The sequence below is a fragment of the Micromonospora craniellae genome (assembly GCF_014764405.1).
GTDB lineage: Bacteria > Actinomycetota > Actinomycetes > Mycobacteriales > Micromonosporaceae > Micromonospora > Micromonospora craniellae.
Genome location: NZ_CP061725.1, coordinates 4,738,891 through 4,760,301, shown reverse-complemented (window position 1 = coordinate 4,760,301; position 21,411 = coordinate 4,738,891). Strand labels below are relative to the sequence as shown.

Below are 21,411 nucleotides of genomic sequence, written 5' to 3'. Positions count from 1 at the left end.
TCACATCGCGGTACGGGCGGACCACAGCTCGGGGAAGACCACCCGCGCCATGCTGCGTTGCAGCCAGGCCAACCCGGCGGAACCGCCGCTGCCGACCTTGGCGCCCATGGTGCGCTGCACCGCCTTGACGTGGTGGTGCCGCCAGTCGCCGAACTGCTCGGCGACCTCGGTCAGCGCCTCACCGAGCAGCCGCAGGTGGTTGTCCGGGCCGGAGTCGGCGTAGATCCGCACCCAGGCCGCCTCGACGGCGGGGTGCGGCTCGTGCTCGGTCGCCACGTCCCGCTCCAGCAGGTCGGCGGGCAGCTCGTGACCGTGCCGGGCGAGCAGGGCGACCACCTCGTCCCACACGCTCGGCGTGCCGAGGGTGGCGGTCAGCTCGGCGTGCACCTCGGTCTGCCGGCGGAACGGCCGGATCAGCGTCTGGTCGCGCAGCCCGAGCAGGAACTCCAGGTGGCGGTACATGGCCGACTGGAAACCCGAGCCCTCACCGAGCAGGTTGCGGAAGCGGTTGAAGTCGGCCGGAGTCATCCAGCGCAGCCCGCGCCAGGCCGCGTTGAGCCCTTCCAGGTGCAGCGCGGCCCGACGCAGCGGGGCGAGCGCCTCCCACACCCGGTCGGTGCGCAGCAGCCGGGCGGCGTCGCGCAGCTCGTGACAGGTCAGACCGAAGTACAGCTCCATGATCTGGCTGACCATCAGGAACGACATCTCGCCCGGGTCGTCGCTCAGCGGCTCCTGCAACCGGTGCAGTGTGCTGGCCTGCACGTACGCGTCGTACGGCACCCGCTCGGCGAATTCCAGCGTCGGCTCACCACCGTTGCGCGCGGCGCGGGCCGCGCGCTGCCGGCCGGTCACCGGACGTACCGCCGCCCGGGTACCCGGGCGCAGCTCCGTCTGCTCCATGCGTCCGCTCCTTCCTGGCGTCGGTCCAGACATGATCTCGCGGTGGGATCGCCCGACGGAATGCCTCTTCAACGGCGCTTACGCAGGTAGACCTGCTGAACGAAAGGCGCTGGCAGCAGTTCACTTGCCGGACGTAAGGTCACCACGTGGACGAGATGGACTGGGCCCTGCTCCGTGAGCTGCAGGCCGACGCGCGACTGTCGTTCAGCGAGCTGTCCCGGCGGGTGCACCTGTCTCCCCCGGCGGTCGCCGAGCGGGTCCGGCGGCTGGAGGAGACCGGCGTCGTCACCGGCTACCACGCTCACGTCGACCTGGCCCGGGCCGGCCGCACGGTGGTGGCGCTGATCCGGATGTCCTGTTACGGCGCCCGCTGCATCCTGCACGACCCCGAGGTCGCCGACTGGCCGGAGATCCTGGAGATCCACCGGATCACCGGAGACGCGTGCAGCGTGCTGAAGGTCGCGGCCTCCTCGATCGGGGATTTCGAGGCGGTCATCGACCGACTCGCCCCGTACGGGCAGCCGTCGAGCACGATGGTCCTCTCCACGCCGCTGGGCTGGCAGCCGGTCACCCCGATGTCGGGTTAGCCGCCCCGGCACGGGGAAAGCGCCGCGGGTCGCCCCAGCAGGACCGGTGCACCGGTGCCGGGAGGGAGGATCATGCGGGGTCTGCGACCGTACCCGTCGACCATCGTCCGACTGCTCGGCGCGTTCGCCTTGATCGGGGCTTTCGTCCTGGTCGGCGCGGCGCCCGCCCGGGCCACTGGGAACACCTTCGTCGAGGTGACGCCGAACAGCGTGCAGGCCGGTTCCCGGGTGCACATCAAGGCCAGTTGCGACAACGCCAACAACCGGCAGGCCGAGGTGACCTCGGACGCGTTCCGACAGGTCTTCCTCCGGCCGGACAACGGCTTCCTCACCGGGGACGCCACCGTGCCGAGCGACAAGGCCGCCGGGGACTACCCGGTCAACCTGCGCTGCGACAACGGCCAGACGGCCAGCACCACGCTGACCGTGCTGAACATGCAGCAGCCCACCAAGGGCCCGGCGACCGGTGGCGGCGGCACCGCAGGTGGCGGCACCGGCTCGATACTGCTGCTCGGCGGTGCCGCGACGGTGGCCGCAGCGGTGGTGTTCGGGCTTGTCAGCAGCCGACGTCGGGCCGGTTCCTGACCCGCTGTCACGATGAGCGGCCCTCGCGTACCCGCGCCGGAACCCGGTCCGGGCCCACGCCGGACCACCGCCCGTCGGGTGCCTCGCGCCTGGCGCCGGGTGGTGGGTACGGCGCTGGGCCGGCTGGGCCGGGTCGCCGCGCAGATGGGTTCGGCCAGCGTCAGCACGCCCGACCCGGCGGCTCCGCCGCTGCCACCCGGGCGCCGGCAGGTCGGCCGAAGGTGGCGGTACGGCCGTCACAGTCCCGGTGTGCCGGTCCTGGTGATCGGCTCGCTGATGCTGCTGATCGTCACGATGCTCGGCGTCGAGCGACTGACCGGGGTGAACCTGCTGCCGGACCGGTTCATCGCCGGGCTGGCCCGCCCGCCGAAGGAGTATCCGCTGTTGTCGGCGAGCGAGCCGGTCAGCATCCAGATCGGCAAGATCGACCTGGCGGCGCCGGTGCACAACGTCGGCATCGCGGCGGACGGCAGCGTCGCCGCCCCGCCGGCCGAGCGGGCCCAGGAGGCCGGGTGGTACGACCAGGGCCCCACTCCCGGCCAGTACGGCCCGGCCGTCATCGTCGGGCACGTCGACACCAGCACCGGCCCGGCCGTCTTCCAGGACCTGCGGGAACTGCGGGCCGGTGACCGGGTCGAGGTGGCCCGCTCGGACGGCTCGGTCGCGGTGTTCGAGGTCGAGCGCGTCGGCCGGTACGACAAGGAGCAGTTGCCTGCGGACGACGTCTTCGGCGACTTCAGCCGGCCCCAGTTGCGGCTGATCACGTGCGGTGGGCGCTGGGTCGGCGGCGACACCGGCTACGCGGACAACGTGATCGTGTTCGCCTCGCTGGTGCAGGCCCGCTGACCGGCCGGCGGTCGGTCAGCGGGCGTCGCGGCCGGGCAGCCTCGGGCCCGTGGCTCAGGCGGCTTCGGGCTCGCGCAGGTCGAGCCAGTCGGCCCAGCGCGGGTCGGGTGCGCGGTGCCCGAGCACCCGCCAGGCGATCCCTCTCGGGGCGGCCGGCGGGGAGTGCAGCCGCCAGCCCATCTCGGCCGGGGTCTTGTCGCCCTTGCTGTGGTTGCAGCGGGCGCACGCGGCGACCACGTTCTCCCAGGCGTGCCGACCGCCCCGGCTGCGCGGGAAGACGTGGTCGATGGTCTCGGCCGGCCCCCGACAGTAGGCACAGCGCCAGCCGTCCCGGGCGAAGATCGCCCGGCGGGAAAGGCCGACGTGGGTGCGGTACGGCACCCGGACGAACCGGGTGAGCCGGACGACCGAGGGCACCGGGAGCGCATTGCGGGCGCTGTGCAGGATGCCCTCGCCGTCGGCGACACAGACCGCCTTGGCGGAGAGCACGAGGATCGCGGCACGGCGTACCGACACGACACACAGCGGCTCGTAGGTGGCGTTGAGAACCAGCGCGCCGGAGCCCACCGTGGGTCGTATGTCAGGCATCGGGTCACCCTCCCGGTCAAGCGGCAGCCAACTCGCCACCGCCGACCGGTGCCGGACACAGCCCTACACCATGTCGACGCCGGCCGGATCACCGACGTCCGTTGCGCCAATAGTCCCTGATCGGAACCGCGAATGCACGCACTAATCCTGGGTAGCAGGGGCGGCTTCCCGGCCGGTCGGATCCGGCGTCACCGTTCCGGTGGGGCGGCGGTGTACTCGCCGGGCGGTTGCGGTACGAACACAGGGTGACCATCAGCAACCTTCACACCGTTGTCCCCACGCCCACCCCGGGACCGCCGGAAACGGACGAGACGCCCAGCCCGGAGTGTCTGGACGAGGTCGTGTGCCAGTGGGTCTGGAAGCTCTCCGACTCGGTCTGGTTCGCCGAGGGCAGCTACTGGATCCTGATCAAGCCGCTGCGGATCATCCTGATCCTGCTGCTCGCGATGTCCGCCCGATGGCTGGTGCACCGCACGATCCGCCGGTTGGTCCGCACCACCAGCGATGCCGGGGTGCCCACCATGCTCCGCCCGCTGCGCGAGCGCATCCCGACCGCCACCGCCGAACCCGGCGAGTTCGTGCCGGAACGCCGCCGGCAGCGTGCCGAGGCGATCGGCTCGGTGCTGCGCAGCATCAGCACGGCGTTCATCTACGGCATCGCGGTGCTGATGTTGCTCAAGGAGTTCAGCTTCGAGCTGGCACCGCTGCTGGCCAGCGCGGGCATCGCCGGTGTGGCCCTCGGCTTCGGCGCGCAGAGCCTGGTGAAGGACCTGCTCGCCGGGCTCTTCATGCTCCTGGAGGACCAGTACGGGGTCGGCGACAACGTCGACCTGGGCGAGGCGACCGGTGTCGTCGAAGCGGTCGGGCTGCGCGTCACCACCGTGCGTGACGGCCGGGGTGTGCTCTGGTACATCCGTAACGGCGAGATCGTCCGGGTCGGCAACAAGAGCCAGGGCTGGGCGTTGGTGGTGGTGGACCTGCCGATCGGCTTCGCCGGCACCGAGGAGGCGATGGCGGTGCTGCGGACCGCCGCCGCCTCCGTCGCGGTCGATCCGGAGCTGGAGCAGTCGATCGTGGAGCCGCCGGAGGTGCTCGGCATCGAGCAGGTGACGGTGGAGGGCACGGTGATCCGCACCGTGGTGAAGACCACCGCCGAGGGGCAGTTCGCCGTCGGCCGGGAGTTGCGCCGCCGGCTCGCCGAGGCGCTGGAGAACTCCGGCATCACGGCACGGATCGCGGCCGGCCGGCTCTACCCGGGGCTACCTAATCGTTCCGAGAGCGAGACCGGCCAGGGGGGCGCCACCTGAGCCGGGCGACGGGGGTCGCGGCCGAGTGGCCCCTCGGGTATCGTCCGTTCGTTCAGTCGGAGATGCGACCGTCCACCCGTTCACCCTAGCCAGTTGTCAGACGATCGGGCAGAATCCGGTTCACGCGCTACCAAGCGCGGTCACGTCCTCGCTGATCCGCAGATCTGACGATGGTTCCGGGCTGGCCATCACGAGTGGCCCGCCACCGGGACGATGGAGGCGATGGTGTCCGACGAGCGACCTTCTCCGGAAGGGCCGGCCACCTTCCGTGAAGTTTTCGCCCAGAGTGAGTATCGCGCCGTCTTCGCGGCCAACACGCTGACATGGATAGGCGACTACGTCGCCAAGGCGGCGGTCACCCTCCTGGTCTACCGGACGACCCAGTCCGTCGCGCTCTCCGCCGCCGCCTTCGCGGTCAGCTACCTGCCCTGGCTGATCGGTGGGCCCCTGCTGGCCACCGTCGCCGAGCGGCACCGCTACCGGCAGGTCATGGTCGTCTGCGACCTCATCCGCATGTCGCTGATGCTGCTCATCGCCATCCCGGGGATACCGGTGCCGGTGATCCTGGCGCTGCTGTTCGCCACCACTCTGGCCAACCCTCCGAGTCAGGCCGCCCGGTCCGCGCTGATGCCGCTGATCCTGCCCGGCGACCGGCTCGTCGTCGGGCTCTCGATCAACGCCAGTGTGGGGCAGGCCGCCCAGGTGGTCGGCTACCTGCTCGGCGCCGTCGTGGCGACGGTGAGCCCGACCGCCGCGCTGCTGATGAACGCGGCGGCCTTCGCGCTCTCCGCGCTGCTCGTCCGGCTCGGCGTCCGCGACCGGGCGCCGGCGATGACCCCCGACCACCGCAGCCACCTGCTGCGCGAAACCGCCGACGGCTTCCGGATGGTCTTCCGGACGCCGGTGCTGCGGGCGATCGCCGTCCTGGTCTTCAGCGCCATGCTCTTCTCGATCGTGCCCGAGGGGCTCGCCGCCGCCTGGGCGAACGAGAGCGCGGGCGACATGAACCCCGGCCTGGCGCAGGCCGTGATCATGGCCTCCCACCCGCTCGGCTTCATCCTCGGCGGCCTGCTGATCGGGCGGCTCGTCGCACCGGCCCGCCGACTGGCCCTGTTGCGACCGCTGGCCGTCTTCGCGCCGCTGGCCCTGGTGCCGTCGCTGCTCGACCCGTCGCCGCTGATGGTGGCCCTGCTCGCCGCCATCTCCGGGTTCGCGGTCGCCGGCATGCTGCCGGTGGCCAACGGACTCTTCGTGCAGGCCCTGCCGGACGGTTTCCGGGCCCGGGCCTTCGGTGTGATGGCCACCGGCGTCCAGGTGATCCAGGGCGCCGCGGTGCTGGTGACCGGGCTGCTCGCCGAGCGTTTCCCGATCCCGGTGGTGGTCGGGGTGTGGAGCATCGCGGGGGTGCTGCTGATGTCGATCGTGGCTCTCCGTTGGCCCGACCACCGGACCGTGGCCGCCTCCGTCGAGGCGGCCCGGCGGGCTGGCGCCGGTCCTGCTCCGAATGCCGCTCCCACCTCCGAGGCACCCGGCTCCGAGCAGGTGGGTCCGGGCGCTCCGCAGCACGCGGTGAGCTGAACCACCGCCGGTGGGCCGTCCCGGTCGGGCCGACGGTCGATGATGCCTGGCAGGATGGAACAGTGAATCCCGCAGGTGAGTCCGAGCCCAACGGCGAGACGGTCACGCTCTTCGAGGCAGTCGGCGGTGAGCCCACGTTCCGCAAGCTGGTCGACGAGTTCTACGCCGGAATCGCCACAGACCCGCTGCTGCGGCCGATGTACCCGGAGGACCTGGGCCCGGCCGCCGACCGGATGAGGCTGTTCCTGATGCAGTACTGGGGTGGCCCGAACACCTATTCGACCCAGCGGGGTCATCCCCGGCTGCGGATGCGGCACGCGCCGTTCCGGATCGGCGCAGCCGAACGCGACGCCTGGTTGCGGCACATGCGCCGGGCGGTCGAGAGTCTCGACCTGCCGCCGGCGATCGAGACCGAGCTCTGGAACTACCTGGAGCGGGCGGCCTTCTTCATGGTCAACGCGATGGAGGACCCGGCCGCGCCCGCGTGAGGCGTGCACCCCGCCCGAGGTGCGCCCGCCATTGAAGTTGGCGGGCCGCACGCGTCGGAGTCAGAGCAGCGCGCCCTCGTCGTGCAGCCAGTCGACGAAGCTGGTGGCCACCGCCGCTCCGCAGTCGAGCAACTCGACCAGGAGGGCGTCGTGGGCCCCTGCGGCGAGCGGCACCTGCAACTCGGCGTAGATCGGCAACTGGCCACGCTCGGTGGCGTCGCCGACGTACGCCTTGCAGAAGCGCCGGGTGTGGTTCCACTCGTTGACCACCCGGTAGGCCCGGTCCGCCCAGTCCGGCGGCACGGTCGCGTGTGGTCTGGCCCGTAGCACGAGGATCTCGTCCTCCGGGCCCTCCAGGGTGACCAGCACGGCGTGCCGCTCCCACATGGCCAACAGGTTGCCGTCGCCGTCGGCGAGATAGCGCACGTCGAGTAGGTCGAGCGCGTCGCAGACCCGGCCCAGGGTGACCGGTTCGACGGTCGCCGGCATGTCGGCGATCAACGGATGCTCCCCGCCCGGGCGGTCGTCCCCCGGTTGGCGGGGCGGAGGCGGTCCGACCCGGACCGCACCTTCCACCGTGATCCTGCTTCGAGTTTCCGGGTCACCGCCACTGGCGGGACCGGGGCGCCATGACCACCACGGCATCGCTCGCGCACCTCACTCCCCAGCGGATCCAGTCGCCTACGGTGGGTTGGATCCGAGGATGGACGGTACCCGGACAGCCGGAACGAAGCACCCCCCCAACGGCAGCCCCTGGCCAGAAGGATGACCGGTGGTCATCCGTTCGCATGAGCCACAGCGGGCCGTACGACAAGATCCGTGGCCTTCTGCGACCAGACGGCTCCATACGGTCCCACCAGTCCGACCCATCGGCCAGCCGCACGGACCTGGACCGCGCCCGATTCCGGCGAGTTCCCGGCAGGGCCCAGGAAACCCATCCGAACCAGACCCTGCACCAATCGCTGGGTCACCTCCACCGGACGGGCAGGCTCGTCGTCCGGGGTCACCACCACCGCCACGTGGTCCAGCAGAGCGTCCCGCAGGGCCCGCTGCCCGACCGCCCGACCAGCCACCCCGTGTGCGGCGGCCTCGCGCAGGGTGCCCGCCGCCGCCGACGCGAGCCGGCGCAACTCCCCGCCCGGCAGCGTCTCCACCCACCGGCTCCCGGCCGGCGGCAACGCCCAACGCCACTGCGCGTCGCATCGCGCGGGCAATGCGGTCCCACCGGCCGCCAGTTCGGCCAGCAGGCTCCCGGCGGACACCGTGGCGTCTCCGGCCCCCGGACCGGCCACCGTACGCGCCGCCAGGACGCCCCACGGCAGCCGGGCCCAGAGGGCGGTACGCCCCGGCGGGCCGGCGGGCCGCAACCGGACCAGGGCGGTGCTCTCCAACCGGACCAGCCGGGACAGGAACGCCCCCGCATCGGCGATGTCGGCGATCCCGTGACCGGTGTCGCCGCCCGGGCCGCCGGTCACGGTGTCCCGCTGTCCAGGGCGTAACCGAGCAGGAAGGCCCGTTCCTGCTCGGTCAGCCGCCGGGCCGCCTGCTGGGTCAGGTCGAACGGCACCAGCACCGAACGCGCCCGGCTGACCAGCAGCTCACCGTCGTACATCTCGTAGCCGATAGTGAAGGAGGCGGCTCGGATCTGCTCCACCCAGAGGTCGATCCGGACGGTGGGCGCGCCCTCGGCGGTGGCCCGGTGCAGGGCGAAGTCGACCGGGCGCAGGTAGTCGATCTCGTGCCGGCGGATCACCACGCCGTTGGTGAACGAGTCGATCCCCTGTGCCTGGGCACCGGCGAACATCAACGCGACCCGGGCCTCCTCGTAGAGCGTGAGGAAGCGGGCGTTGTTGACGTGCCCGTACGCGTCCTGGTCGGACCAGCGCAGGGTGCAGTGGTAGACGAACCGGTCAGCCACGACGATCCGCCCCGCTCAGTCGCGGGTCAGCTTGCGGTAGGTCACCCGGTGCGGTCGAGCCGCCTCGGCACCGAGCCGGTCGATCTTGTTCTTCTCGTACGCCTCGAAGTTACCCTCGAACCAGAACCACCTGGCCGGGTTCTCGTCGTCGCCCTCCCAGGCCAGGATGTGCGTGGCGACCCGGTCCAGGAACATCCGGTCGTGGGAGATCACCACGGCGCAGCCGGGGAACTCCAGCAGCGCGTTCTCCAGGCTGGACAGCGTCTCCACATCCAGGTCGTTGGTCGGCTCGTCGAGCAGGATCACGTTCCCGCCGATCTTGAGCGTGAGGGCCAGGTTGAGCCGGTTGCGCTCGCCGCCGGAGAGCACCTTGGTCGGCTTCTGCTGGTCCGGCCCCTTGAAACCGAACGCGGCGATGTACGCCCGGGACGGCATCTCGACCTTGCCCACCATGAGGTGGTCCAGCCCGTCGGAGACGACCTCCCAGACGGACTTGTCACCGGCCAGCCCCTGCCGGTTCTGGTCGACGTACGACAGCGAGACGGTCTCGCCGACCTTGACCGAGCCGTCGGTCGGCTGCTCCAGCCCGACGATGGTCTTGAACAGCGTGGTCTTGCCGACGCCGTTCGGGCCGATGATGCCGACGATGCCGTTGCGCGGCAGCGAGAACGACAGGTTGTCGATCAGCACCCGGTCGCCGAAGCCCTTGGTCAGGCTGTGCGCCTCGATGACGGTGTTGCCCAGGCGCGGGCCCGGCGGGATCTGGATCTCCTCGAAGTCCAGCTTGCGGGTCTTCTCCGCCTCGGCGGCCATCTCGTCGTACCGGTCGAGACGGGCCTTGGACTTGGTCTGCCGCGCCTTGGCGTTGGAGCGGACCCACTCCAACTCCTCGGAGAGGCGCTTCCTCATCTTGGCGTCGCGGCGTCCCTCGACGGAGAGCCGGGCGGCCTTCTTCTCCAGGTAGGTGGAGTAGTTGCCCTCGTAGCCGACGGCCCGGCCCCGGTCCAGCTCCAGGATCCAGCCGGCCACGTTGTCCAGGAAGTACCGGTCGTGGGTGATGGCCAGCACGGTGCCGGCGTACTTGGCCAGGTGCTGCTCCAGCCACTGCACGCTCTCCGCGTCCAGGTGGTTGGTGGGCTCGTCGAGCAGCAGCAGGTCGGGCGCCTCCAGCAGCAGCTTGCAGAGCGCGACCCGGCGGCGCTCACCACCGGAGAGCGTGGTGACGTCGGCGTCCGGCGGCGGGCAGCGCAGCGCGTCCATGGCCAGTTCGAGCTTGGAGTCGATGTCCCAGGCGTCGGCGTGGTCCAGCTCCTCCTGGAGCCGGCCCATCTCCTCCATCAGCTCGTCGGAGTAGTCCGTGGCCATCTGCTCGGCGATCTTGTTGAACCGCTCCAGCCTGGCCTTGGTGTCCGCGACCGCCTCCTCGATGTTGCCGAGGACGGTCTTCGCGTCGTTGAGCGGCGGCTCCTGGGCCAGCAGCCCGACGGTGTGGCCGGGCATCAGCCGGGCCTCGCCGTTGCTCGGCCGGTCCAGCCCTGCCATGATCTTGAGAAGGCTGGACTTACCGGCGCCGTTCGGGCCGACCACACCGATCTTGGCCCCCGGCAGGAAGCTCAGCGTCACGTTGTCGAGCACGACCTTGTCGCCGTGCGCCTTGCGCGCCTTTTCCAGGACGTAGATGTACTGGGCCACGGTACGGGCCACCCTCCGTCGGTTGCGATCGCCGAATGTCTGTGGTGCGGGGCGCGGGCCGTGTCGCCGCCCGCCGCCACCGGCCGGGAGCCGGCCGTGCGCACGCCGTCGTCAATCCTGACAGGTACGCCGCCCCGCGCCCACATCGCCCCGCCTGCCCACCGACCGCGCCCGAACCCCGCCGACCGGGTGAGGCGGGAGGTCGGGGCAGGCGAGGGCCCTGTCACCATGATCACGTTCACGGTTGACGGAGTCTGGGAAGGGTAGGTGACTCCGGCACGGGGGAACAGACGCCGCAGCTACGCTCAGTACGCTCATCGCGGTGGACCCGTCAGCACCCGGAGGTGGCCGATCGTGACCGTCCGTAGCTCCTTTGTCGTAGTGGCCAACCGACTGCCCGTCGACGAGGTGAGCACACCTGAGGGCAGGCAGTGGCGACGCAGCCCGGGCGGGCTGGTCACCGCGCTGCATCCCGTCCTCGCCGAGCACAAGGGCACCTGGGTCGGCTGGGCCGGCGGCACCGGCGCGGCCCCCGAACCGTTCGACCTGGAGGGCATCCGTCTGCACCCGGTGCCGCTGAGCGCCGAGGAGCTGGAGCGCTACTACGAGGGCCAGTCGAACGCCACCATCTGGCCGCTCTACCACGACGCCGTCGAGACGCCGGCCTACAAGCGCCGTTGGCGCGAGGCGTACCGCCTGGTCAACGCCCGTTTCGCGGAGGCTGCGGCGGAGGTCGCCGCCGAGGGCGCGACCGTGTGGGTGCAGGACTACCAGCTCCAGTTGGTGCCGGCCATGCTCCGGGAACTCCGGCCCGACCTGCGGATCGGGTTCTTCCTGCACATCCCGTTCCCGCCGATCGAGCTGTTCATGCAGATGCCGTTCCGCACCGAGATCCTGCGCGGCCTGCTCGGCGCCGACCTGGTCGGGTTCCAGCAGCGGCTGGCCGCGCAGAACTTCGTCCGGCTGGCCCGCCACCTGCTCGGCCTGCGCTACGAAGGCCAGATGATCCAGGTGGACGGCCGGCAGGTCAAGGCCGGCGCGTTCCCCATCTCGATCGACACCAAGGAGATGGAGCGGCTGGCCTCGGACTCGGCGATCCAGGCCCGGGCCAAGGAGATCCGCGAGGAGCTGGGCAACCCCAAGACGATCATCCTCGGCGTGGACCGGCTCGACTACACCAAGGGCATCGAGCTGCGACTCAAGGCATTCCGCGAGCTACTCGCTGACGGAAAGTTGACAGTTCCGGACGCCGTTATGGTGCAGGTCGCCACGCCGAGCCGCGAACGGGTCGAGCACTACCAGGCACTTCGCGTCAAGGTCGAGCGCGAGGTTGGTCGGATTAATGGCGAATTTGGTCGGGTCGGTGTGCCTGCGGTGCATTATCTGCATCAGTCGTACAGTCGAACCGAACTGGCTGCGATGTACGCCGCCGCTGACGTGATGATGGTGACTCCACTGCGAGACGGTATGAACCTCGTGGCCAAGGAGTACGTCGCGTCGAGGGCGGACCACGGGGGCGCACTCGTACTCAGTGAGTTCGCCGGCGCAGCCACCGAGCTGCGTCAGGCGTTCCTGTGCAACCCGCACGACCCGGACGCAGTCAAGGACGCTCTGCTCCGGGCCGTGCATGTGGAGAAGCCGGAGGCTCGTCGCCGTATGCGGACCATGCAACGCCATCTGCGCACCCACGATGTGGGGCACTGGGCGAAGTCCTTCCTCACCGAACTTGGTGTGCCTGACATGGAGGCGGCGTGAACGCCGGCTCAAACGAGATCATCACCCCGGCGGCGGGCACCATGGACCCGGAGCTCCGGTCCGCCATCGGCCGGATCGCCCGGGTTCCCCAGCTCCTGGTCGCCTGCGACTACGACGGCACCCTCGCCCCCATCGTGGAGGACCCGAGCAAAGCCGTACCACTGCCGGAGTCGGTGGCGGCGGTGCGCGCCCTGGCCGCACTGCCGCAGACCACCGTGGCGGTGGTCTCCGGCCGCGCGCTGCGCGACCTGGCGGCGCTCTCCCGGCTGCCCAGCGAGGTCCACCTGGTCGGCAGCCACGGCTCCGAGTTCGACATCGGGTTCGTCGAACGGCTCTCCCCCGAGCTGATCGCGGTACGCACCCGACTGCGCGACGCGCTGCGCGAGATCGCCGTGGCCCACCCGGGCGTACGCCTGGAACGCAAACCGGCGAGCGTCGCGGTGCACACCCGAGGGGTGGCTCCCGAGATCGCCGGCGCGGCCATCGAGGCGGTCCGCAACGGCCCCGCCACCTGGCCGGACGTGACGGTCACCCAGGGCAAGGAGGTGTTCGAGCTGTCCGTGGTGGCCACCCACAAGGGCACCGCGGTCGACCAGCTCCGCACCCAACTCTCCGCCAGCGCGGTGCTCTTCATCGGCGACGACATCACCGACGAGAACGCCTTCGGCAACCTGCACGGCCCCGACCTCGGCATCAAGATCGGGCCCGGCGAGACCAAGGCCGGCTACCGGGTGGGCGAGCCGATCGAGGCCGCCCGCGCGCTCGGACTGCTCCTGGAGACCCGGCGGCACTGGCTGTTCGGCGAGCGGGCGGTGCCGATCGAGCGGCACTCGATGCTGGCGAACGGGCGTACCGTCGCCCTCCTCACGCCGGATGCCAAGGTCTCCTGGCTGTGCAACCCCAAGCCCGACTCGGCGGCGATCTTCGCCGACCTGGTCGGCGGCAGCCCGGCCGGTCACTTCAGCGTCGCCCCCGAACGCGGCGGCATCCCGCTGGGCCAGCGGTACCGGTCCGGCACCATGACCGTGGAGACCCGCTGGTCCGGGCTGACCGTCACCGACTGGCTCGACAAGCCCGACCCCAAGGCCACCCCGGACGGCCCGGCGATCATCTCCGGTGACTCGACGCTGATCCGGGTACTCGCCGGCACCGGCCGGGTCCGCGTCGAGTTCGCCCCCCGGCCCGAGTTCGCGCAGGTCGCCGTCCAGCTCCAGCCGGTCGGCGACGGCCTGCTGGTGCTCGGGTCCAACGAACCCCTCGCCCTCTACTCACCCGGCGTGCAATGGGAGGTCGGCAACGACGGCGGGTACGAGACCGCCAAAGCGGTGGTCGACCTCTCGGCGCTCGGCGGGCAGGTCGTGCTGGAGCTGCGGTTCGGTACGCACAGCCTCGAACACCACCGGCTGCCGATCCACGAACGGCAGGCCGCCGCGGAACGGCCCTGGAAGGACTGGGTCGCCTCGCTGCGCCTGCCGACCACCGCGCGGGACCTGGTCGCCCGCAGCGCGTTGACGCTGCGCGGGCTCTGCCACGAGGCGACCGGCTCCATCCTCGCCGCCGCGACCACCTCGCTCCCCGAGGAGCTGGGCGGCGTCCGCAACTGGGACTACCGCTACTGCTGGCTGCGCGACGCCGCGATGACCGCCCGCGCCCTGGTCGACCTCGGCTCCATCAGCGAGGCCGAGGCGTTCCTGCGCTGGGTGGACGGATGCGTCGAGCGCACCGGCGGGCACCCCGAGCGGCTGCACCCGCTCTACACCGTCGACGGGTACGAACTGGGTGCGGAAGCCGTCATCGACACGCTTCCCGGCTATGCCGGCTCCCGGCCGGTACGCGTCGGCAACCTCGCCAACCACCAGCTCCAGCTCGACGTGTTCGGCCCGATCGCCGACCTGATCGCCGCCACCGCCGACGCCCGGGGCTCGGTCCGCCCCGAGGAATGGCGGGTGTTGGAGAACATGGTCGAGGCGGTCCGCCGCCGCTGGCACGAGCCCGACCACGGCATCTGGGAGGCCCGCCTGCCTCCTCGGCACCACATCTTCTCGAAGGTGATGTGCTGGATGACCGTGGACCGGGCGTTGCACGTCACGCGCCAGCACGGCGGCGAGGACCGCGCCGAGTGGGTGGAACTGCGCGACCGGATCGGCGCCAACGTGCTCGAACACGGCTGGCACGAGCACGCCGAGGCGTACAGCGTCGCGTACGGCGACGAGGACATGGACGCCTCGTCGCTGTGGATCGGCCTGTCCGGGCTGCTGCCCGGCGACGACCCACGCTTCCTCTCCACCGTGCTCAAGATCGAGGCGGATCTGCGCAGCGGCCCGGTCGTCTACCGCTACCACTGGGACGACGGCCTGCCCGGGCGGGAGGGCGGCTTCCACATCTGCACGTCCTGGCTGATCGAGGCATACCTGCGCACCGGTCGGCGTACCGACGCCGAGGAGCTGTTCCTCCAGATGATCGACACGGCGGGCCCCACCGGTCTGCTCCCCGAGCAGTACGACCCGCTCGCCGAGCGCGGCCTGGGCAACCACCCTCAGGCGTACAGCCACCTCGGCGTGATCCGGTGCGCACTACTCCTGGACAACATGCTCAAGCAGTAGCCCCCGTACGACAGGCAGAGCGGCCGGAGACAGTTGGTCTCCGGCCGCTCCCCATCTCCCGCCGCCGCCCGCCACTCCCCGCCGCCCGCCACTCCCCACCGCCCGCCAGACTCGGGACGGCTCCCGAACCGACCCGCACCCCCTCCTCGTCACCCGGCCGCCCCCGACATCCCCCGGTTGATCAAGCTTTTTCGGCCGGATTCGCCGCCGATCAAGAAGTTTCGGCCGGATTCGTCGGTGATCAAGGACTTTGGGTCGGCAGCGCCCGGTGATCAAGACCTTTGGTCGGGATCTCGGCGTCGTCAGGGCCAAAACTTCTTGATCAACAGGGGATGCCGGGCGGGTCGAGCCGGGAAGCGGGAGGGGGTTTCGTCCGTGGCGTGCTGGATGTCCGGTCTCGGATGCGGGCGGGCGGAATCCGGGGTGGGTTGGGGGTGTTGTATCGGGGTGGCTGGCCGAGCAGGGTCCCCGCCCCGGCGGGTGGCCGGGCGGGTGTCGGAATGACTCGGCCCGGTCGGTGGTTATACCTGGTCCCGACGCCGTGAGGGCTTGCGGATGTGCCCCCGGGAATGACCCGAGCCGGCAGGTGGTTGTGCATCGACCCGACGCCGTGAGCCGGTCTCGACCCCCATGAGAGAGCGGTGCGTCGGATTCCCCCTCTTTGTCCTCTAGCGCCTGACGGCGTTCGCGTCGCCCTTGTCTCCCCTGGGTGGCGTCTACCCCCGAATGGAGCTTGTGATGAACTCGAAGCTGTTGCGTAAGAGTGTTCTGGGTGTTGCTCAGGGCGTTCGCAAGGTCGAGGTATGTCCGTTCTAGGTGAGTCCGAGTATTTGTAGGGATCGGTATGGATCTCGGCTGTTTCGGCGCAGGGTTGCTGCGATCGAGGTGGCGCCGTTGAGGCGGAGGAGGCTGATCGCGGTGTTGCGAAGGGTGGCCAGGGCGCGAGGCGCGTTGCCTGTGCGTAGCCGGCTGGCGTCCTCGCGGTAGGTGGTGTCGCGAATATGGTGAAGGACCTCGATGGCCCAGTGTCCGCGTAGCCAGTCGGCCAGGTCAGCGGGACCGGCCGCGGCTGCGGTCAGGCTGGTGATCGCGTACACGGTGACGGTGGACCAACGTCCGGTGGCCGGGTTGTGTCGGCGGCGCCGGATACGCAGGGCCTGGGCCGCGTGTGGGAAGTCCAGCGCGAGCGGCCCCAGACAGGTGACCGCCTGCAACTCCCGGATGTCGTAGCGGCCGTGCCCGCGCTCACGGGTGGCGTCCAGGGCGGGGATCTTCCCCCAGGGCAGGGCCTTGACCTGTCGGTAGAGCCGTGGCTGATTGCGCTTGACGACGAAGACGTATCCGGCGTGTTTGTCCTCGACCAGCCAGCGGGCATGCTCGCGCTGGGTGTGCAGCGCGTCCGCCGTGATGACCGCCCCGGCCAGGTCCAGACCGTCGAGCAACGGCTGGAACCGGCTGATCTCATTCGTCTTCCCATTAACGTCGATCTGCGCCAGGACGATCTGCTCGGCCTGGTCCAACGCGGCCAGCAGGTGCGCCTGAGACCCGGCCGGGCCGCTGCCACGCAGCGTCTTGCCGTCAACGGCGATCACCCGCCGACCCCGCCCGGTCACACCGGCCCGGCCGAGCAGCCAGCGACACACCGCGGCATCCAACGCGTCGGCGTCGATGCCGGCCAGCACCCGGCCCAGCGTGCCGTCATCAGGCACCCGCCGGGCCCCGGTCAAGGCGTCGCGGGCCGCGCCGAGACGGTCCCACACCGCGTCCGGCAGATCCGCAGCCCACTCGACGATCTCCACGACCCGGCTGGATCCCGAGAGCACCGCCGCGATCGCCATCGCGAGCAGCCCCGGCAGCGCATAGATCCGACCCCGGGCATCACGCGGGTCCGGCACCTCGGCAAGGACCTGCAGCAACCCCGGCGTGTCCCGCTCCGACAACGGCGACACGCCACCCAGGCGTGCGGACAACCCGCCGATCAACAATGATGCTTCCACGAGCGCGGTCTTCCTCGATCATCCAGTCTAGACACCTGAATGATCACCAGAAGGCCGCGCTCTCTCACGTACCCGCCGGAACCGGCGTGACTACCCCACAATCGGCAATCCGGTCATCTCACTACCTTGCGAACGCCCTGGGGTGTTGCTGGTCTGGCGTTTGCTGGTGGTGTGTTCGCCGGTCCGATGACGCAGGCCGAGGCGATTTCCGTCACCACGTCCCCGGTCGCCGCCGTTCAGGCGGACAAGCCGGACACCGGGAAGTTGATGCCGCATGGTGTGCAGGGCGCCCAGTCCCGCATCGACCTCTCGGACGAGCAGACCGGCAACGTGAAGGCGATCGTCGTGGCGACGAAGAAGGTCGGCATGGGTGAGCGTGCCGCGGTGGTCGCGATCGGTACCGCGTTGCAGGAGTCGAAGTTGGAGAATCTGGGTCATCTGGGTGACCGTAACGATCACGACTCGCAGGGTCTGTTCCAGCAGCGTCCGTCGAGTGGGTGGGGCACGGTGGAGCAGATCACCGACCCGGAGTACTCGACGCTGGCGTTTTTGAAGGGTTTGAAGCAGGTCGACGGTTGGGAGGAGATGCCGTTGACGGTGGCGGCGCAGGCGGTGCAGGTGTCGGCGTTCCCGGACCACTATGCGCAGTGGGAGCAGCAGGCCGCTGACCTGGTCGCCGAGCACTGGAACAGCTGACCCGAGACTTTCCTCGCACCATTGGGGGAGCAAGAACGCCGTCGGCCGGCACCCGTACCCGGGGTGCCGGCCAGCGGCGTCTCCACGCACCGCACGCACCGCGAGCGGCATGCTGCGCGGTGGGATGTTAGGAAGGGTCCCTTCCTCTACACCAGGCGATAGCAGGGGACCCCTCCTTACACCGAAACATCGAACCCTCGCGGACGGGGAACAACGCGGGGCGGAGGGTGGTTGTATTGAGCGTCGGTGTGATCCAGTGTCCCCGGGCCTCACCTAAATTGCCGTCGCGGAATACCGTTCGGCTGGAGCCGCGTCGCGCCACTCGCCGAGAGGCGACCTGCACGCCGACCTGCTGGCCGGCACCCACTCGGGTGCCGGCCAGCCGCATTCACAGGTCGAGGACGGTCACGACGTCACCGAGGACGACCACGGCGGGTGGGCGTAACCCCGCGTCGGCCACGGCGGCGGCGACCTCGCCGAGCGTGCTGCGTACGATCCGCTGCGCGCCGGTGGTGGCTTCCTGGACCACGGCCGCCGGGGTGTCGGCCGGTCGGCCGTGTGCCAGCAGGGTGGCGGTGATCGCCGGCAGGTTCTTCAGCCCCATCAGGATCACCAGTGTGCCCCGGAGACCGGCCAGGGCCTCCCAACGCACCAGTGAGTCCGGCGAGTCGGGGGCGACGTGGCCGGACACCACGGTGAACTCGTGGGCCACGCCCCGGTGGGTGACCGGGACGCCGGCCGCTGCGGGGGCGGCGATGGAGCTGGTCACGCCGGGCACCACGGTCACCGGTACGCCGGCCTCGGCGCACGCCAGCAGTTCCTCGCCGCCCCGGCCGAAGACGTACGGGTCGCCGCCTTTGAGCCGGACCACGACGGACCCGGCCAGCGCACGGTCGACCAGGATCCGGTTGATCTCCTCCTGAGTGCGGGACGGGCCGTACGGGATCTTGGACGCGTCCACCAGTTCCACGCCGGAGCGCAGTTCGTCCAGCAGTAGCCCGGGCACCAGCCGATCGGCGACCACGACGTCGGCCTCGGTGAGCAGCCGCCATCCCTTCAGGGTGATCAGTTCGGCGTCGCCCGGCCCGGCGCCGACCAGGGCGACCTCGCCGCCCCGAGCAGTTCCGGTGTTAACAAGGGGCCCTTCCTCTACCGGAGGCGTTAATAAGGTGCCCTTCCTTGCCTGAAGCAGGGTGCGGATGGCGTCTCGGACGGTCATCGCGCGGTGGGGGTCGCCGCCGCCGAGGACGCCCACGGTGACCGGGCCGTGCCGGGTCACCGCCGGGGTCCAGGCGGTCGCCGCCTCCCGGTCGTCGGCGCGTACGCAGAAGATCCGGCGCTCGGCGGCGGCGACGCTGACCGAGGCTGCGGCGATCGGGTCGTCGATGGCGACCTGCACCAGCCAGGCGCCGTCGAGGTCCTCGGGGACGAAACGGCGCGCTGCCCAGCGCAGCCGTCCGGCGTCGGCGTGGGCGCGCAGTGCCGGACTGATCTCGGGCGTCACCAGCAGCACGTCCGCGCCCGCGTCGAGCAGGGCGGGTACGCGGCGGGTAGCCACCGCTCCCCCGCCCACCACGACCACCGGGAGGCCGGCCAACCGTAGTCCGAGCGGATAGGGGTTAACGGTCACTTCTCGGCCACCCCGGCGGCGTCGAAGGTGGCGACCTCGTGCAGGACCCGGGCCGCGCCGGTGACCACGGGCAGGGCCAGCAGGGCGCCGGTGCCCTCGCCCAACCGCAGGCCGAGGTCGATCAGCGGGTCGAGGCCGAGTCGGCGCAGCGCGACGGCGGCGCCCGGCTCGGCGGAGCGGTGACCGGCGATCATCGCACCCACCGCGTCGGGGGCGAGGGCCGCTGCGGCGAGCGCGGCGGAGACCGCGATCACGCCGTCCAGCAGCACCGGTACGCGCCGCGCGGCGGCGCCGAGCACGAACCCGGTCAGCGCGGCGTGCTCCAGCCCGCCGACTGACGCGAGCACTCCCAGCGGGTCGTCGGGGTCGGGGGCGTGCCGGCGCAGCGCGGCGCGCACCACCTCGATCTTGTGCTGGTACGTCGGGTCGTCGACGCCGGTGCCCCGGCCGGTCGCCTCGGCGGCGTCGACCCCGGTGAAGGCGGCGATCAGCGCGGCTGCCGGCGTGGTGTTGCCGATGCCCATGTCACCGGTGAGCAGGATTCTCGCGCCCGCGTCGATCAGTTCCCCGGCGGTTCGGATGCCGACCTCGATCGCCGTCGCGACCTCCTCGCGGGTCAGCGCGGCGGTGACGGTGAGGTCCCGGGTGCCTCGGCGTACGGGAGCGGTGACCAGTCGGGGCAGCCCGTTGTTGCCGTCCGCGTCGGTCGGCTCGGGGGCGGGCAGCGGGGCGGCCACGCCGACGTCGACCACGGTGACCGAGGCGTCGGCCTGCCGGGCGAACGCGTTGACCACGGCGCCGCCGGCCAGGAAGTTGCCGACCATCTGTCCGGTGACCTCCTGCGGCCAGGGGCTGACCCGCTGGGCGTGCACACCGTGGTCCCCGGCGAAGATCGCCACCGCGGCCGGGGACGGCAGCGGCGGCGGGCAGGTGCCGGCCAGGCCGGCGAGGCGTACGGACAGGTCCTCCAGGGTGCCGAGCGAGCCGGCCGGCTTGGTCATCCGGGCCTGCAACTGGCGGGCCGCGGTCATCGCCGGCTCGTCGAGCGGGCCGATCGCCGCGATGGTGGTCTCCAGCATCATGCCTCCAGGATCTCCGCCAGCACCTCGATGAACGCGTCGGTGGTCGCCCGGTCCCGTACGGCGATCCGCAGCCAGTCTGGCCCGAGTCCGGGGAAGGTGTCGCCCCGGCGTACCGCCCAGCCGCGTTCCCGCAGGTCGACGCGGAGCCGGTCGGCCCCGGGCCGGTGCACCAGGACGAAGGCGCTGGCCGGGCGGCCGGCGACGCGTACGCCCGGCAGGGCCGACATCCGATGGACCAGGTACGCGCGTTCGTCGGCGAGTTGTGCGGCGATGGCGCGTTCGGCCTGGACCGCGACGGGGGTGGCGCAGGCGGACGCGGCGGCCAGGGCGGGGGTGGCGACCGCCCAGAGCGGCTGTACGGCGGCCAAACGCTCCAACAGTGCCGCCTCGCCGAGCAGGTAGCCGATCCGGAGTCCGGCCAGTCCCCAGGTCTTGGTGAGGCTGCGCACGACCAGCAGCCCGGGCAGGTCACGGCGGGCGGCCAGCGACTCGGGTTCGCCGGGTACGCCGGGCGCGGCGGAGGTGTCGGCGAACGCCTCGTCGATCACCAGTACCCGGCCGGGGCGGGCCAGAGCGGCCAGGTCGGCGGCGGGGTGCAGGACCGAGGTGGGGTTGGTCGGGTTGCCGATCATGACGAGGTCGGCGTCGGCCGGGATCCGGTCCGTGTGCAGCCGGAAGTCGTCGGCCGCGTCGAGCAGGACCCGCTCCACGGTGTGCCCGGCGGCCCGCAGCGCGGCCTCCGGTTCGGTGAACTGCGGGTGCACCACCACCGGTCGGCGTACGCCGCGCAGCGCCTGGGCGAGCAGCACGAAGCCCTCGGCGGCACCGGCGGTGAGCAGTACCTCGTCCGCCGGGCGGCGGTGCCGCGCGGCGACGGCGGCGCGGGCCGGACGCGGGTCCGGGTATCCGGCGAGGTCGTCCAGGGACGCTCTGACGGGGTCGGCCAGCCAGGCCGGCATCGGAGCGCGCCGGACGTTGACGGCGAGGTCGACCAGGCCGTCGCCGACCTCCGCGTCACCGTGGTGAGCGAGGTCGGGTTCGGGTGTCGGATGGGGCGCTCCGGTGAGCATGACCGCGATCCTGCCGGGAAGGCGGCGCGGGCGACAGCAGCCCTTGGCGTGCTCCGCATCACCACTGATCACTTCATGAGTATTTCCCA

At 71.2% G+C, this 21,411-nt stretch carries 19 protein-coding genes; 9 read left to right on the top strand and 10 right to left on the bottom strand.

The genetic code is table 11. The annotated features are described in order from the left end of the window. Positions 1–900 carry a tryptophan 2,3-dioxygenase gene (locus ID554_RS21645; protein WP_117230455.1) on the bottom strand — a complete coding sequence of 300 codons (900 nt, stop codon included), beginning with the start codon at positions 898–900 and terminating at the stop codon, positions 1–3. Positions 901–1,046: 146 nt separating this feature from the next. Here ID554_RS21645 and ID554_RS21640 point away from each other — a divergent pair, with 146 nt between their 5' ends. From ID554_RS21640 to ID554_RS21630, 3 genes are all read left to right on the top strand, one after another. After that, complete coding sequence (locus ID554_RS21640; RefSeq protein WP_117230456.1) at positions 1,047–1,487, top strand: Lrp/AsnC family transcriptional regulator; 441 nt, start codon at positions 1,047–1,049, stop codon at positions 1,485–1,487. A 72-nt stretch (positions 1,488–1,559) separates the two neighbouring features. Next, complete coding sequence (locus ID554_RS21635; protein WP_117230457.1) at positions 1,560–2,072, top strand: hypothetical protein; 513 nt, start codon at positions 1,560–1,562, stop codon at positions 2,070–2,072. A gap of 12 nt (positions 2,073–2,084) precedes the next feature. Continuing rightward, entirely contained in the window at positions 2,085–2,918 is an 834-nt protein-coding gene (locus ID554_RS21630) for a class F sortase (protein ID WP_117230458.1), read from the top strand. A 54-nt stretch (positions 2,919–2,972) separates the two neighbouring features. Here ID554_RS21630 and ID554_RS21625 read toward each other — a convergent pair whose 3' ends face one another. Continuing rightward, entirely contained in the window at positions 2,973–3,506 is a 534-nt protein-coding gene (locus tag ID554_RS21625) for an HNH endonuclease (protein ID WP_117230470.1), read from the bottom strand. A 245-nt stretch (positions 3,507–3,751) separates the two neighbouring features. Between ID554_RS21625 and ID554_RS21620 the strand changes: the two genes are divergently transcribed. From ID554_RS21620 to ID554_RS21610, 3 genes are all read left to right on the top strand, one after another. Beyond that, complete coding sequence (locus ID554_RS21620; RefSeq protein ID WP_223884182.1) at positions 3,752–4,813, top strand: mechanosensitive ion channel family protein; 1,062 nt, start codon at positions 3,752–3,754, stop codon at positions 4,811–4,813. A gap of 222 nt (positions 4,814–5,035) precedes the next feature. Next, positions 5,036–6,391: an MFS transporter gene (locus tag ID554_RS21615; protein ID WP_117230460.1), complete on the top strand. Its 1,356-nt coding sequence runs from the start codon at positions 5,036–5,038 to the stop codon at positions 6,389–6,391. Positions 6,392–6,453: 62 nt separating this feature from the next. Beyond that, positions 6,454–6,879, top strand: coding sequence for a globin (locus ID554_RS21610; protein WP_117230461.1), 426 nt, complete (start codon positions 6,454–6,456; stop codon positions 6,877–6,879). A 60-nt stretch (positions 6,880–6,939) separates the two neighbouring features. Here ID554_RS21610 and ID554_RS21605 read toward each other — a convergent pair whose 3' ends face one another. From ID554_RS21605 to ettA, 4 genes are all read right to left on the bottom strand, one after another. Then, the gene (locus ID554_RS21605) at positions 6,940–7,524 is read right to left on the bottom strand and encodes a type III secretion system chaperone family protein (RefSeq protein WP_117230462.1); all 585 of its coding nucleotides are present in this window, start codon (positions 7,522–7,524) and stop codon (positions 6,940–6,942) included. Between the two features lie 131 nt (positions 7,525–7,655). Next, on the bottom strand, positions 7,656–8,354 hold the full coding sequence (locus tag ID554_RS21600) for a serine/threonine-protein kinase (RefSeq protein ID WP_117230463.1): 699 nt from the start codon (positions 8,352–8,354) through the stop codon (positions 7,656–7,658). Then, positions 8,351–8,797 carry an acyl-CoA thioesterase gene (locus tag ID554_RS21595; RefSeq protein ID WP_117230464.1) on the bottom strand — a complete coding sequence of 149 codons (447 nt, stop codon included), beginning with the start codon at positions 8,795–8,797 and terminating at the stop codon, positions 8,351–8,353. Before ID554_RS21595 ends, ID554_RS21600 begins: the two co-directional genes overlap by 4 nt. Before the next feature lie 15 nt (positions 8,798–8,812). Further along, a complete protein-coding gene (gene ettA, locus ID554_RS21590; protein WP_117230471.1) occupies positions 8,813–10,489 on the bottom strand; it encodes an energy-dependent translational throttle protein EttA in 1,677 nt (558 codons plus the stop codon). 354 nt (positions 10,490–10,843) lie between these two features. Between ettA and ID554_RS21585 the strand changes: the two genes are divergently transcribed. Continuing rightward, positions 10,844–12,244, top strand: a complete 1,401-nt coding sequence (locus ID554_RS21585) for an alpha,alpha-trehalose-phosphate synthase (UDP-forming) (protein WP_117230465.1) — start codon at positions 10,844–10,846, stop codon at positions 12,242–12,244. A 41-nt stretch (positions 12,245–12,285) separates the two neighbouring features. After that, on the top strand, positions 12,286–14,847 hold the full coding sequence (gene otsB, locus ID554_RS21580; protein WP_117230472.1) for a trehalose-phosphatase: 2,562 nt from the start codon (positions 12,286–12,288) through the stop codon (positions 14,845–14,847). An 812-nt stretch (positions 14,848–15,659) separates the two neighbouring features. Here otsB and ID554_RS21575 read toward each other — a convergent pair. After that, the gene (locus ID554_RS21575) at positions 15,660–16,817 is read right to left on the bottom strand and encodes an ISAs1 family transposase (RefSeq protein ID WP_117230052.1); all 1,158 of its coding nucleotides are present in this window, start codon (positions 16,815–16,817) and stop codon (positions 15,660–15,662) included. 153 nt (positions 16,818–16,970) lie between these two features. On the opposite strand from ID554_RS21575, the gene ID554_RS21570 reads away from it, so the two are divergent. Beyond that, complete coding sequence (locus ID554_RS21570) at positions 16,971–17,540, top strand: hypothetical protein (protein ID WP_117230955.1); 570 nt, start codon at positions 16,971–16,973, stop codon at positions 17,538–17,540. Positions 17,541–17,928: 388 nt separating this feature from the next. Here ID554_RS21570 and cobA read toward each other — a convergent pair whose 3' ends face one another. From cobA to cobC, 3 genes are read right to left on the bottom strand one after another with little or no spacing between them, the layout of a single operon-like run. Next, positions 17,929–19,170: a uroporphyrinogen-III C-methyltransferase gene (gene cobA / locus ID554_RS21565; RefSeq protein WP_117230954.1), complete on the bottom strand. Its 1,242-nt coding sequence runs from the start codon at positions 19,168–19,170 to the stop codon at positions 17,929–17,931. Further along, entirely contained in the window at positions 19,167–20,249 is a 1,083-nt protein-coding gene (gene cobT / locus ID554_RS21560; protein WP_117230960.1) for a nicotinate-nucleotide--dimethylbenzimidazole phosphoribosyltransferase, read from the bottom strand. The genes cobA and cobT overlap by 4 nt, the downstream gene beginning before the upstream one ends. Then, a complete protein-coding gene (gene cobC, locus ID554_RS21555; protein WP_117230953.1) occupies positions 20,249–21,322 on the bottom strand; it encodes an Rv2231c family pyridoxal phosphate-dependent protein CobC in 1,074 nt (357 codons plus the stop codon). Before cobC ends, cobT begins: the two co-directional genes overlap by 1 nt. Between the last annotated feature and the right edge of the window lie 89 nt (positions 21,323–21,411).